Here is a 12,195-nt window from a genome sequence, read left to right as displayed (position 1 = left end):
ATCTCCTAACTAACCCGCATTAATGAGGATGAAGCGCGGTCATTTTCTTCCGCGGTTTTCATCATCTTCACTTGCAATTCAAATTGTCGCTGTAGGTCGATTAAGGACACCATCTCATCTACGGGGTTGACGTTACTGCCCTCTACAGCACCACTTTCTACAAATACACTGGGATCGGCAGGCGCCGGATCACCGGATACCAAACGGAACAACCCATCCTCGCCGCGCATCATTTGTGCATTGCCGGGGTTTACTAACTTTAATCTTCCTACCTCTTCGACGACTTCTGTCGTCGCACCTTGAGGACGAACAGAGATAATCCCATCCTGTGAAATAGTGACCTTTTCAATTGGCAGCGGTAACACAATCGGTCCGGCATCACCCATCACGGGATTACCACGGTCGTTATGCAATAAACCTGTTGAGTCAAAACTGAGACTGCCAGAACGGGTATAAGCTTCACTACCATCCTGTGCTTGCACGGCAAACCAACCGTCACCTTTAATGGCAACGTCAAGATCGCGTCCAGTAGATTTAATCGGGCCCGAACGAAAATTGGCGGAGGGGGTTTCAACCATGGCAAAGACCCTTGTCGGCAATCCTTCACCAAAGGCTTGCATCGATCTGGCTTGCGCCATATCCGACTTAAATCCATCGGTATTTGCGTTGGCTAAGTTGTTGGCACGCAAAGCCAACTCATTCATATTTTGCTTAGCGCCGCTCATGGAGATATAAAGGAATTTGTCCACAGACTGCTCCGTCAAAGTTTCAACCTGACAATAGCAAAGCAAACATCATGCCAATAAAATAAGCAGCTAGTTAACTGATAAATTAGGAGATTTTAATAAACGAATGAATGCACAACAGAAAGAGGCTAAGTGTTGCCGCTTGCGGCAACACTTAGCAGAGGCAAGATTAACTTAACGAATTTGCAGAACAGTTTGTTGCAGAGTGTTATTCACTTCCAGCGTACGTGAGTTGGCTTGGAAGTTACGTTGTGCCGAAATCAAATCCACCAGCTCAGTCGTCAAGTCAATGTTAGATTGCTCTAACGCTGAAGAACTGAGACTACCAAACGTACCACTGTTAGGCTCACCAGCCAGCGCAGGACCTGACGATAAACTGGCTTTCCACGAGGTATTACCCACTTGTGTCAAACCTTGCTCGTTTGCAAAGCGAACTAAAGCAACGCGGGCTAATGGCACTGTTGAACCATTGGAGTAACTGGCAGTGATCAAACCATCTTCACCAATTTCGACATTGGTTAAACGCCCTACTGTGGTACCGTCCTGTGACAATTCAGTGGCGGCAAAGGGAGCTGAATATTGGGTTGGTGCATTAAATTTAATAGTCACGGCTTGAGTGCCATCAGCACCAGGGCCTAACACGCCAGCGCCGCCAACCCCTAGCGCTTCGGTGGCGACGACTGCCGGATCACTCCCAGTATACACACCGACAGAATTAAACTTCAGAACCGATCCCTTCCAGCCGCCAGCCGTTTGAGCTGTGCCAGAGGCATCGGGAGTGCCATCACCATTGGTGTCAGTCTGATATGTACCAGCAGGGCCAGAAATATCAACTTGTTTACCATCAATGGCATAGTATGCAACCCAGTTGTTTTCACCATTATATGAGCCATTATTTGGCTTGACGAAATAGGTCGTCATGATATGTGGCTCACCCAGAGAGTCATAAATCGTCATGGATGTCACACTGTTATAGGTTTTGGAGTCTAAAGGATCAAAAGCAGCAGGATCGAGTGAACCTTCTTTTGCATTTAAATTCATCTGCAAAGTCACGTTTTCAGTTTGAACAGGGCTACCTGCAGTATCAGGAATTTGTACTGGCTTAGCTGTCGTTAAACTGACAGAGGTAGAGTTACCATCTTTATCTACTGGAAAGGTCTGCAAAAAATTCCCTGCTGAGTCAACCATATAATTATTTTTGTCGACTTTGAAAGCACCTGCCCGAGTAAACTGATGATCCAAGGTACCTATCTCGGACGCAGTTACAAAAAAGCCACCGCCTTTAATCGCTAAATCTAACGAGTTATTCGTCAGTTGCAAACTACCTTGGTGGAATTGCTGCGCCACTTGGCTCGTAGCCACACCGCCACCCACAGCGGTTTTTGAGTTTGAGAAAATTGAATTAGCGTAAACATCCGCAAATTCAGCACGCGACTCTTTAAAGCCAATGGTGTTAGCATTCGCGATATTGTTCGCAGTAGTGTTCAAATCTTTCTGCGCAGCAGAAATGCCACTCAATGCAATGTTAAACGACATAATTCACCTCTATATTTGCTCAATTCAATGATGGACAAGTGTGATGTCCATTTACAATCTTGATAACGATTAAACTTCACTAATCGCAAGTACATCCGACAGTTTAAAGGCCATTCCACCCTTGAGATTCAAAATGGCGCCAGTCGCTGCAGTACCTAAGGAAACACTGGTCACATGCGCATAGGTCGATACAGCTAACGCTTGTGATTTATCATTCACCAAACCCGATGCTTTAATCGAGTAATTACCTGCAGCAACGGGTTCTCCTTTATCATTCAAACCATCCCACTTGACATCAGTGTTACCCCCCTTACTACCATCAACAGTAAATGTTCTAACGACTTGCCCCTTATCATCTTCGATTCGAACATTAATGACGGGAATTTTCTCTGAAGTACTGATCACACCATTTAAGCCTGGGCTTTCTGCAGAGATATAACCCGTATCAGTCGGTAACAGCACTTTTCGCCCAACTAATCCCGATGCTTGCAAAGCTTGGCTTGATGTCATCACACTGTTTAAATTAACAATTTGATCATTTAACTTAGAAATGCCATCAACAGTAGAAAAAGATGCCATCTGTGCAATCATCTGGTCGTTATCAACGGGCTTGAAGGGATCCTGCATCGATAACTGCTGGCTGAGTAATGAGAAAAAATCCTCTTGAGTGAGCTGCTGACTCTTAGCCTCTGGAACAGCAGAACTATTCGGCAAACGTAATCCATCCAAAAATGGGTTACCTGTAGAGCTAGTCGACGTTTTCGTGGTATTGGTTGATACCGTATTCGATTGAGTGTTTGTTTGAGTCAGCTGCGATGAGGTTTGACTCAGTTGGTTAATGAGGCTCACAACGTACCTCCTAAATAACGCATATTATTTACCCATCCCAAGTGTTTGTTGCAGCATAGATTTTGCCGCCTCAGCCACTTGAACATTCATCTGATATGAGCGAGAAGCTGAAATCATGTCAGCCATTTCTTCCATGACATTCACATTTGGTTTGTAAATAAAGCCATCAGCATCCGCCATCGGATGATCCGGCGAATACTCTTTTAATAGGGGCTTATCACTCTCGACGATGCCTTTCACCGTGACACCTTGGGAAGCTTGTTGCTGACTTTGCGCCTTGGCCATTTCTGCTTCGAAAATAGGATGACGAGAACGGTAAGTTTTATCTACACTGCTGGAGACTGAATCTGCGTTAGCAATGTTACTCGCGGTAGTATTTAGCCGCAGAGACTGGGCTGACATGCCAGACCCCGCAACATCGAAGATATTAAATAAACTCATGATTAATCCCCTCTCAGCGCTTTTTTCATACCGCTAAATTTACTGTCTAAAAACCCCAGAGACATTTGATATTCGAGAGCATTTTGCATAAATGCTGATTGCTCTTGTTGAACGTCGACAGTATTGCCATCCCCAGTATCGGGTTGATTCGGCACTCGAAATTTAACGTACTGCCCGGTTAGCTGCGCTAGCCCAAAATGCTGCTCATCAGCGGTCATCTCTAAGCTATTACGCTGTTGTTGCTGGGTTTTAGCAACATTTAAGGCGGCAGAAAAATCGACGTCACGGGCTTTATAATGTGGCGTATCAGCATTTGCGATATTGCTTGAAATCACTTCAGCCCGCTCAGCACGGATCCCCAACGTGAATTGGTGAACACCCAGTGCCTTATCAAAATTAATCGCCATAAAATTGCCTCCATCGTGTCACTCACGGGAACAAAGCAATTCATGTGCCAATACTTTTATGGGAGGTAATAAAGTTTGTGAGGGATATAGCAGATAAAAAAATTACCGAACTATGCCGGTAATTATCAATTAAAATCAAATCCTTAAGTTTTCTTTTGGTAATAAATGCCAGGGTTACAACGAACCATATCAAATTCATCAGTAAGGCCAGCAATGGATTCGGATGCGCCTAAAAAGAGGATACCTTTGGGATTTAACGCGGCAGCAAATTGCCGCAAAATTTTTGCTTTTGCCTCAGGGGCAAAATAGATCAACACATTTCGGCAAAAAATAATGTCAAACTTACCCAACAAAGTGTAACTCTCGAGCAAGTTATGAGCTCGGAAATTGACGAGACGTTTAACGTTATCTTTTATGCGCATGTTGCCAGAAGGCAAAGCATCAAAAAACTGCCGCTTACGTTCTTCAGACAATCCACGTGCTAACGCTAAACTATCATACTCAGCATTTTTACAACGCTCCAACATAGAAGGCGAAAGATCCGTTGCTTGAATCGAGGCACCACCAGGCAGCGCCCCAGGTTTTTTTTGCTGGTACTCTAATATGGTCATCGCTAAAGAATATGGCTCTTGACCCGACGAGCAAGCTGCAGACCATATCTTTAAAGGTCTACCTAACTTACTGTATTCTGGTAATAGCGCATTATTAAGCAATTCAAATGGATAACGATCACGAAACCATAAGGTTTCATTAGTGGTCATGGCATCAATAACTTCAGCTCGTAAAGCTCGTTCCGTGGGTTTCATCGAATGCTTTACCACATCGGATAACGAAGGAAGGTTATATTTGCCCATCAATGGCGCGAGACGACTACGTACGAGGTATTGTTTATTTTCACCTAGCACGATGCCGCTATGTTGTTCTAAAAACAACCTAAATTGATTATATTCGGCTTCAGCGAGTGATTTATCAGGCACATTCACGTCCTAGATCCTATAGCAAGCACCAAAATAAGTGCACAACAATCATGTAATAAGGGCTAGATTATAGCGTAAAGCTCAACTAGGCACTAACCCACACTCTCACTACAAACTTAAATGCTTGTTCACTGCCGCAGCTAATTCGTCAGGGTTAAATTTTGCGATAAAGTCATTGGCACCAACCTTTTGTACCATGGCTTGGTTAAAGACACCGCTTAATGAGGTGTGCAGTACCACCTTGATATTTTTAAGCTTAGGATCATCACGGATCTCAGCCGTTAAGGTATAACCATCCATTTCGGGCATCTCAATATCGGAGATAATGAGTGGAATTTCATCGGCAACGTTATTCATTTCACTTGCAATGGCCTTGAGCTTATCAAGTGCCTCACGACCATCTTTTGCCGTGTCAATTTGTAAATTTAACGACTCTAACGACCGAATAATTTGCTTGCGTGCCACCGCAGAATCATCAATCACCATAATATGGTAATGCTGACTTCTATCGAGAGTAAGTTGCTCATTAACCTCTTCACTAATGGCCGTTTTGACAGGTGAGATTTCATCTAAAATCTTTTCAACATCTAAGATTTCAACCAACTCACCTTCAATCTCGGTAACCGCGGTTAAATAGGAATAACGCCCAGCACCTTGCGGTGGCGGCATAATAGCTTCCCAGTTCATGTTGATAATACGTTCAACAGAACTAACCAAGAACCCCTGCACACTACGGTTATATTCCGAAATGATGATAAAGCAATTTTCAGTGCTCGCTAACGGACGCCCCCCCGTTGCCGCACTCAGATCGATAACAGAAATAGTTGTGCCGCGAATATGGGCAACTCCTTTGACGTAAGGATTGAGTTTAGGCAATGTCGTTAATGGCGGGCATTGCAAAACCTCTTTCACTTTAAATACGTTTATCCCAAACCGTTGACGACCATTTAACTTAAATAGCAATAGTTCTAGCCGGTTTTGACCTACGAGTTGGGTTCGTTTGTTGACTGAATCAAGAATACTCGACATAACTCTGCCTTGTTGTTCTGTTTATGTACGGCCCTAAAACTCGTTTGAGTATAGGCATATTAATTGCTTACGTCTTGTTATCGATAAACATAGTTGAAACTAAGTCAAACTTCTGACACCAAAAATCTAAGAAAGAAGCATTGAACAGTTTCACGCTTGATAAAAGTATAGGTGTATTCTGGCGTTACAAGCTAGTCTCTTCATTATGAAAGTAAATTTAGTCTATTTTTTGAGTATTTTCGCACTTTTTCTATCCACGGCAGCTAAGGCTGAACCCGTGATACCTAGCGTATCGGCGATATCCGAATTAGCTAAAGCCCTTATTAATGAAAAGATTGCTGTACCTGCAAATGCGAAAGTCGACATTAATCCACAAACGGTCGATAACCGAATGCTGCCAGCACAGTGTACATCACCAATAAGGGTCGAATTAGCTTCAGAACGCGAAATTAGCCGTAATAACACCATAAAAGTTAGTTGTGATACCCCCGATCTCGCCTACCCTTGGCAGATTTTTATGTCTGTTAGAGTAGACATTCTTTTTCCTGTTGTGGTCGCAACCGAAACCTTAGCGCCAGGTGAATTAATCAGTTCTTTACAGGTCGAGATCCGCTATGTTGACCAAAATAGTTTGCGTGGCATGCAATTTAGCGATACTAATCAGCTAACAGGCGTGAGAGTTAAACGCCGAGTCGCGAAAAATTATCCTATTTTTGCGAACAACCTTTGCTTTGTCTGTAAAAATGACACAGTGTCGATTTATGTGCGTTCAAATAACTTCGTACTAAAAACTGTGGGAGAGGCGCTGCAAGATGGTAATATCGGCGACCAAATTCGAATCAAAAATAGCAGTTCTAACAAAGAGCTAGATGCCATAATTACGGCGATTGGCGAAGTAGAAGTTAGAATGTAAAATAAGCTAAAGCTTTTCGATAAGCTGCCGATACCCCAGTTAAGAAATCCCGTATACATGACGCTGGAGCCTAAAATGGCAATTGATATTAGCAAATTTAACGCCGGAGCGGCCGCACAAGTCCGTTCAAACAGCACTAAACAAAGCAGCGAAAGCGAGAAAACCTCTCAGGTAGCGGCTAAATCAACTCAACTAAAAGGTGACTCTGTTGTCATTACGGCTCAAGCTCAACAGTTACAAGGAGCTCAAACCAAAATGGCCAGTCTACCTGAAGTCGACCAAAAGAAGGTGGCCGAAATAAAACAAGCCATTGCCGAAGGTCGTTATAAAATTGATCCCGAAAAGTTGGCTGCGAATATTGCCAGCTTCGAAGCAGAATTAAATGAGCTTAATAAAGAGTAACTATGACAGAAATAGCTAAACTGGTAGATCAACAACACGCCCATTTGGCTGTTCTTAAACAAATTATTCTTAAGGAAAAAGGCGCTTTGGTTGACCAAAACGCCGATTTGCTTTTGTCGCTTGCTGAGCAAAAATCAACATGTCTACAAGCCCTTAAAGCAAATGATGACTTGCTGGCTAGTCACAGCGATAAAGCCTTACTCACGGAGCAAGTTGAGCTATCCGATAAAATGGCAGTGGTTAAAGAGGCACTCGCAGAATGCAAAGATCTCAACGCACAAAATGCTAGTTTGATCGAGATGAATCTTGCAAGCCTAAACCGCTTTGCTCAAGCCTTGCAGGCGAGCCGAAATGCCACCACGCTGACGTATAACGATAAAGGTAAAACCTCGACAATCTCAAGCTTAGGCAATGATCTAAAAGCGTAAGGCGTTATAAGAACAAACGGATTTCAAACAAAAACCGCGCTTAGTTAGCGCGGTTTTTGTTTATCGATTATCTGTACCCAAACCATCTCATGCTTGTCTTCTGGTTGATAGGAGATGACACCTTAAAAGTAAGTGACTTCTTTAATTCTCTGTGGCCGACTCTGCTGTTGATAGATTTGCCATACCTTAGAAAAATCAAGTTCTAACTCAGTAACGTAATGCTCACCTGCGGGATAACTTTTAACTACTCTTGCGCCGCGGATCACCCCAGTGACTGAAGCTTTAACATTATCATCGGTTAGCATCCAATCACTGACACTGCTGTTAGCGGTAATCTTTTGACCGTATACTTGTTCAGCTAGCTCACGGTAAGCCACAATTTTGGATGCTTGCATCGCCATCAACATTCTTTGAGATTGCTCTTTCGCTGGTTGAGTTGCTAACGGGGCATAACCAATGGCCGTTAGCTTCGGGAAGCTAGATGGAGGGACATCTTCCCACTGCACATACTTGTCTCTAGAGGCACAACTTGTCAGTAGAAGCGCCGCAATCACTAACAGGTAGCGTTTCATTTTCCATCTCCTAATACACGCACTTCATTCATACCGGGAGCCGACTGACGATATAAAATCCCATCGTGGGAGATCACTTGCTCAGAGGGCTGCATATAATTGCTTAATTCTTTTTGTGTAACAAAGGTCTGTGAAGCTGACACCACTCGGTTGTTACTTAAGGTAACGATTCGAGTATTAATGGCTAAGCCATTGGTCGTCGGGCTCATCGTGGATACCACAATATGGTCAACAGGCAAATTAGTAGACAATTTTTGCCAGTCACGCGTCAAAATAAAATCGCCCTCACCAGTAACACGCAGTCCATCGGCGAGATTTAACTCCACCACGTTAAATTGAAAACTGTGCAACGATGCCATGAGTCCCTGCTGCAATTGCAGCGCAACCGCATTCGTACTCGTCATGTCGCCCACTAATACTGGTGTAGTTACAACGATAGGTTGATCAGGACGCAATGCATCATTTTGCTTGACTAGCTCGGTCACAATACGCTGAGCTAAATGATTAATCACCGCTGTCGGCGGCAAACCATTGCCGTCAACTAGGCTAGGTTTTGGCGGCACAACGGGTTTAGTCGCACACCCAATCAGCGCCAAAAGAGCCAGGGGAATGAACGCACGCTTTAGCATGGGAATAACCTCATTATCGATATCAATGCGCCTCAAAGCGAGCCGCAATCTTTAGTCAAAAAGATTGCAAATATTAGACCAAGTCAAAATACAATCCTTGATTTACTCACCTGATTATCGACAACGATGCCAATAACTTTACCCTCTATACCTATTCAGCAACTTCAGATGGTTTGGGTATATTTCATAAATTAGGCACGGAACTTGCTTTTACAGCCAATAAAACCGCCATTAAACTGACTCAACTGATTGGCACAATTGACCTGAAGGGCTTATTAATGAACATACTCAGAAAGCACTTGCTCATCATTAGCAGCCTACTGCTGGCCGCGCTTCAAGCCAATCACGCGCAAGCAGAATGGGTCGAAGCCAGTGGTGAAGCAATCATCACTAATGGCAACATTGCCCAAGCGCGGGAAGAAGCTATCAATCAAGCGGTTAGCTATGCCACCCTCAGCACCGGGATCCAAATATCCAGTGAACAACAAACCACCAACGGCAATCTCACACAAGACAGCTTCGCCATTAATCGTAACGCTCAAGCGATTAGTATTCAGTTAGTAAGTGAACGCATTCAAGGGAATAAAATTTATGTGTCGCTCAGGCTCGATCTGAATGATGACCCAACACAACAATGCCCTACGGGCCAATTAAAAGCCGCGATCCTTATTCCCCAAGCCCAAATAAAAGATCGAGCACAATTACGCTACGGCCAATTATCAGGATTTGAAGAAGTCATATCCGAAAGACTCGGTAATAGTATTGATGGCTACTCATCAACTGGATACAGCCATATCCATGCCAAAGAAAGGCTCGATATCGCACAAGAACTGGTCGATATCCGCGGCTATAGACTTCCGAGTTGGCTGAGTGAAATTACCGATAGCCAATACATTTTATTACCGCAAATTATTGATATTTCAACTGAGCCAGTACAAGCCACCTTTATGGGATGGTGGGATGAAGCGCCACAAAGGCAGTTCCAATTAAAGCTTAGCCTTTATCACGGCATTAGCGGTGAAGAAGTATGGAACAAAACCTACAGCACATCGGCTCGGTGGGAATTTGAGGAACAAGCCATTGTTGCCCCCAATAGTGATAGATTTTGGCGTTCATCCTACGGCAAAAATATCAGCCAACTGCTGCAAGAAGCGACTCGCGATATTGATAACACGCTCAACTGTAGACCACTACTTGGGCAAGTTGTCAGTCGTCAAGGAGACAGGATTATCCTCAACCTAGGCCGAAAACATGGCATTAGAGTTGGCGATAAGTTCCAAGTGGTGTTACAACGCAATTTACCAGATAGACTCAATGAAATGCGTGCCATTGCTACCAAAAGCCGAGCAACAGTGCAAATTGAACAAGTGAGTGAAGAAAGTGCAACAGCCGTACTCGTTGACCAAAATGCGGTTTACAATGTACAGATAAACGACATCGCGCTTAAGATTTAAGCAACTAAATCATAAGCCTTTTAATCAAAGATAAAACCAGTATAATCACCAGCGTCTCTTCATAGCTCAACAGGATAGAGCAGCCGCCTCCTAAGCGGCCGATCGGGGTTCGAGTCCCTGTGGAGAGACCAGATAGTGATGTCGGTAATATCAAAACGAAAGCTTCCGAGGAAACGGAATGACTGAACTATTTGCCACTAATCTGAGTATTATTGCTAAACGCTGGCCAATTGTGGCTGCTGCGATAAAAAGCCAATCAATTGACCATCTTGATGCACACTTAGTCCAAGGCCAAAACCAAACTATCAGTGTTAATGGTATTCAGCTAAGTAGCCGTCATGACCGCATCGCTGAAGCACAGCTGTTTATTAGCACACTTCCATCAAATACTCACCAAGTCACGGTTTATGGCGTGGGTATGGGTGATGTGCCGAGTCTACTAACGGATAACCCGCAATATCAAAAAATCGAAGTTTGCATTTTAAACTTAGCCGTATTCGCATTACTGCTTTGTTACACCGATCAGAGGGAATGGCTCTGTCATCCGAATGTGCTATTAAATGCGATGCCCAGTGCCACGCTGCAATTTCCGAATGTTGCCATTACCCCAGATCTCAATCTCGTCAGTGATGACAATGCCACACTGAGGGATCTCTTGGTGATGGAGCTTAATCGTGATTTCACCAATCGACACCATCAAATCGATGATCCTGAGATCCTTAAGCGCTTTGCCGATAATCAGGTTTTTATTACCAACGATCCTGATGCTGCCCATTTAACGAAAAGCTACAATCCATACAAAGCAATTGTTATAGGCTCAGGTCCGTCTTTAGAAGAACATTATGCTTATCTTAAGCAACTGACTTTAAGCCCATCGAAACCCTTGTTGATTGCTGCGGATACGGCTTTACGTGGCTTACTTCATCATCAGATTAAGCCTGATATAGTGGTCTGTATTGACGGTTTGATATCCTCCTATCATTTGCCTTTGTCAGAAACCCAAGAAATCAATCTTGTGTATTTTCCTCGGGTAGCCCCCGAAGTATTAGCCCATTGGCTAGGGCCAAGATTTGTGGCTTATGGCACAAGTAAAATTTACGACAGCATGGCCCAGCTGAACCCCAAGCTGAGACTGTTTACAAATGGCAGTGTGATTCACCCAGCAATTGATTTAGCCGTTAAGTTACATGCTAAAGAAATCACGCTATTAGGCTGTGACTTTTGTTACTGCAATAATAAAAGTCATGCTTTTTGGAATGATTATCCATTTGAAAGCAAGGACAAATCTGAAAAAATATGGGTTGAAGCTGTGATACAAAAGGTGAGAGAAGCAAAACATTGGTTGATTAATGGTAAAGGTCAACGGATTGCAACTGATCTAAATCTTCGCGCTTATTTACGACATTTAGAACGCTATATTGCTAAACATCCACAGGTGAAGTTTTACCAAGCCAGTTTATCGGGCGCGAAGATCCGCGGTTCGCAATATAAGGAGCTGATTTAATGTCGTCTAAACCACATAATTCGCCAAAACCTTCACCAAAACAGTCCCTTGAAGACATGCTTTGCCAAGCGGCTCACTCCTTCCGTTTAGGCAAGGAAGCTCAGGCATCAGTGGAATTTCGTTTATGCCTCGATTCAATAGAGAAACATCACCCCGAGCTGATGCAATTACCCTCGTTTCAGCAAATGCTGGCGCCAATGCTACAAGCTCAGGAGCAACACGATTGGCTTAATCTTGCTGATTACTTAGAGTATGAGCTCATTGCCCTTGTCAGTCGCTAAAACACTAATTTAAAGCTTCCCTGTCAT

15 protein-coding genes and 1 tRNA gene are annotated in these 12,195 nt (G+C 43.7%); 7 read left to right on the top strand and 9 right to left on the bottom strand.

The genetic code is table 11. The annotated features are described in order from the left end of the window. Positions 1-5: 5 nt before the first annotated feature. The 7 genes from flgF to CEQ32_RS00135 all read right to left on the bottom strand — a co-directional run bounded on the left by flgF (position 6) and on the right by CEQ32_RS00135 (position 5,985). Positions 6-749: a flagellar basal-body rod protein FlgF gene (gene flgF / locus CEQ32_RS00165; RefSeq protein ID WP_088585283.1), complete on the bottom strand. Its 744-nt coding sequence runs from the start codon at positions 747-749 to the stop codon at positions 6-8. Positions 750-920: 171 nt separating this feature from the next. Beyond that, on the bottom strand, positions 921-2,282 hold the full coding sequence (gene flgE / locus CEQ32_RS00160; RefSeq protein ID WP_047539503.1) for a flagellar hook protein FlgE: 1,362 nt from the start codon (positions 2,280-2,282) through the stop codon (positions 921-923). Between the two features lie 69 nt (positions 2,283-2,351). Beyond that, positions 2,352-3,131 (bottom strand): flagellar hook assembly protein FlgD, encoded by a 780-nt coding sequence (flgD, locus tag CEQ32_RS00155; RefSeq protein WP_037420602.1) that lies wholly within the window; start codon positions 3,129-3,131, stop codon positions 2,352-2,354. A 24-nt stretch (positions 3,132-3,155) separates the two neighbouring features. Next, positions 3,156-3,572, bottom strand: coding sequence for a flagellar basal body rod protein FlgC (gene flgC / locus CEQ32_RS00150; RefSeq protein WP_011716396.1), 417 nt, complete (start codon positions 3,570-3,572; stop codon positions 3,156-3,158). Positions 3,573-3,574: 2 nt separating this feature from the next. Further along, positions 3,575-3,979, bottom strand: coding sequence for a flagellar basal body rod protein FlgB (gene flgB / locus CEQ32_RS00145; RefSeq protein ID WP_037424822.1), 405 nt, complete (start codon positions 3,977-3,979; stop codon positions 3,575-3,577). Between the two features lie 143 nt (positions 3,980-4,122). Next, positions 4,123-4,962, bottom strand: coding sequence for a CheR family methyltransferase (locus tag CEQ32_RS00140; protein ID WP_055647448.1), 840 nt, complete (start codon positions 4,960-4,962; stop codon positions 4,123-4,125). A gap of 102 nt (positions 4,963-5,064) precedes the next feature. Further along, positions 5,065-5,985: a chemotaxis protein CheV gene (locus CEQ32_RS00135; protein ID WP_037420608.1), complete on the bottom strand. Its 921-nt coding sequence runs from the start codon at positions 5,983-5,985 to the stop codon at positions 5,065-5,067. 205 nt (positions 5,986-6,190) lie between these two features. Here CEQ32_RS00135 and flgA point away from each other — a divergent pair, with 205 nt between their 5' ends. The 3 genes from flgA to CEQ32_RS00120 all read left to right on the top strand — a co-directional run bounded on the left by flgA (position 6,191) and on the right by CEQ32_RS00120 (position 7,728). Beyond that, positions 6,191-6,898 carry a flagellar basal body P-ring formation chaperone FlgA gene (gene flgA / locus CEQ32_RS00130; RefSeq protein WP_088585282.1) on the top strand — a complete coding sequence of 236 codons (708 nt, stop codon included), beginning with the start codon at positions 6,191-6,193 and terminating at the stop codon, positions 6,896-6,898. Positions 6,899-6,973: 75 nt separating this feature from the next. Next, positions 6,974-7,300: a flagellar biosynthesis anti-sigma factor FlgM gene (gene flgM / locus CEQ32_RS00125; protein WP_037420613.1), complete on the top strand. Its 327-nt coding sequence runs from the start codon at positions 6,974-6,976 to the stop codon at positions 7,298-7,300. Positions 7,301-7,302: 2 nt separating this feature from the next. Next, the gene (locus CEQ32_RS00120) at positions 7,303-7,728 is read left to right on the top strand and encodes a flagella synthesis protein FlgN (RefSeq protein ID WP_037420616.1); all 426 of its coding nucleotides are present in this window, start codon (positions 7,303-7,305) and stop codon (positions 7,726-7,728) included. Positions 7,729-7,850: 122 nt separating this feature from the next. Here CEQ32_RS00120 and CEQ32_RS00115 read toward each other — a convergent pair whose 3' ends face one another. Both CEQ32_RS00115 and CEQ32_RS00110 read right to left on the bottom strand, forming a co-directional pair. Further along, positions 7,851-8,300 carry an LPP20 family lipoprotein gene (locus CEQ32_RS00115; protein ID WP_037420620.1) on the bottom strand — a complete coding sequence of 150 codons (450 nt, stop codon included), beginning with the start codon at positions 8,298-8,300 and terminating at the stop codon, positions 7,851-7,853. Continuing rightward, the gene (locus CEQ32_RS00110; protein ID WP_037420623.1) at positions 8,297-8,929 is read right to left on the bottom strand and encodes a FlgO family outer membrane protein; all 633 of its coding nucleotides are present in this window, start codon (positions 8,927-8,929) and stop codon (positions 8,297-8,299) included. Before CEQ32_RS00110 ends, CEQ32_RS00115 begins: the two co-directional genes overlap by 4 nt. Before the next feature lie 278 nt (positions 8,930-9,207). Here CEQ32_RS00110 and CEQ32_RS00105 point away from each other — a divergent pair, with 278 nt between their 5' ends. From CEQ32_RS00105 to CEQ32_RS00090, 4 genes are all read left to right on the top strand, one after another. After that, positions 9,208-10,383 (top strand): flagellar assembly protein FlgT, encoded by a 1,176-nt coding sequence (locus CEQ32_RS00105; protein ID WP_088586925.1) that lies wholly within the window; start codon positions 9,208-9,210, stop codon positions 10,381-10,383. Between the two features lie 55 nt (positions 10,384-10,438). Next, positions 10,439-10,514 (top strand) — tRNA-Arg (locus CEQ32_RS00100). A gap of 47 nt (positions 10,515-10,561) precedes the next feature. Further along, positions 10,562-11,887 carry a motility associated factor glycosyltransferase family protein gene (locus tag CEQ32_RS00095; protein WP_088585281.1) on the top strand — a complete coding sequence of 442 codons (1,326 nt, stop codon included), beginning with the start codon at positions 10,562-10,564 and terminating at the stop codon, positions 11,885-11,887. After that, positions 11,887-12,168: a hypothetical protein gene (locus CEQ32_RS00090; protein WP_088585280.1), complete on the top strand. Its 282-nt coding sequence runs from the start codon at positions 11,887-11,889 to the stop codon at positions 12,166-12,168. Before CEQ32_RS00095 ends, CEQ32_RS00090 begins: the two co-directional genes overlap by 1 nt. Positions 12,169-12,195: the final 27 nt, after the last annotated feature.

The sequence above is a fragment of the Shewanella sp. FDAARGOS_354 genome (assembly GCF_002209245.2).
Lineage (GTDB): Bacteria > Pseudomonadota > Gammaproteobacteria > Enterobacterales > Shewanellaceae > Shewanella > Shewanella xiamenensis.
The sequence above is the reverse complement of the archived record's forward strand: the minus strand, read 5'-3'. Positions and strand labels throughout refer to the sequence as shown.

Coding starts and splice junctions, on each gene's coding strand:
- CEQ32_RS00110 (WP_037420623.1), bottom strand. CDS start 8,929: ATGCTAAAGCGTGCGTTCATTCCCCTGGCTCTTTTGGCGCTGATTGGG.
- flgA (WP_088585282.1), top strand. CDS start 6,191: ATGAAAGTAAATTTAGTCTATTTTTTGAGTATTTTCGCACTTTTTCTA.
- flgM (WP_037420613.1), top strand. CDS start 6,974: ATGGCAATTGATATTAGCAAATTTAACGCCGGAGCGGCCGCACAAGTC.
- CEQ32_RS00115 (WP_037420620.1), bottom strand. CDS start 8,300: ATGAAACGCTACCTGTTAGTGATTGCGGCGCTTCTACTGACAAGTTGT.
- CEQ32_RS00105 (WP_088586925.1), top strand. CDS start 9,208: ATGAACATACTCAGAAAGCACTTGCTCATCATTAGCAGCCTACTGCTG.
- CEQ32_RS00090 (WP_088585280.1), top strand. CDS start 11,887: ATGTCGTCTAAACCACATAATTCGCCAAAACCTTCACCAAAACAGTCC.
- flgC (WP_011716396.1), bottom strand. CDS start 3,572: ATGAGTTTATTTAATATCTTCGATGTTGCGGGGTCTGGCATGTCAGCC.
- flgB (WP_037424822.1), bottom strand. CDS start 3,979: ATGGCGATTAATTTTGATAAGGCACTGGGTGTTCACCAATTCACGTTG.
- flgE (WP_047539503.1), bottom strand. CDS start 2,282: ATGTCGTTTAACATTGCATTGAGTGGCATTTCTGCTGCGCAGAAAGAT.
- CEQ32_RS00120 (WP_037420616.1), top strand. CDS start 7,303: ATGACAGAAATAGCTAAACTGGTAGATCAACAACACGCCCATTTGGCT.
- CEQ32_RS00095 (WP_088585281.1), top strand. CDS start 10,562: ATGACTGAACTATTTGCCACTAATCTGAGTATTATTGCTAAACGCTGG.
- CEQ32_RS00135 (WP_037420608.1), bottom strand. CDS start 5,985: ATGTCGAGTATTCTTGATTCAGTCAACAAACGAACCCAACTCGTAGGT.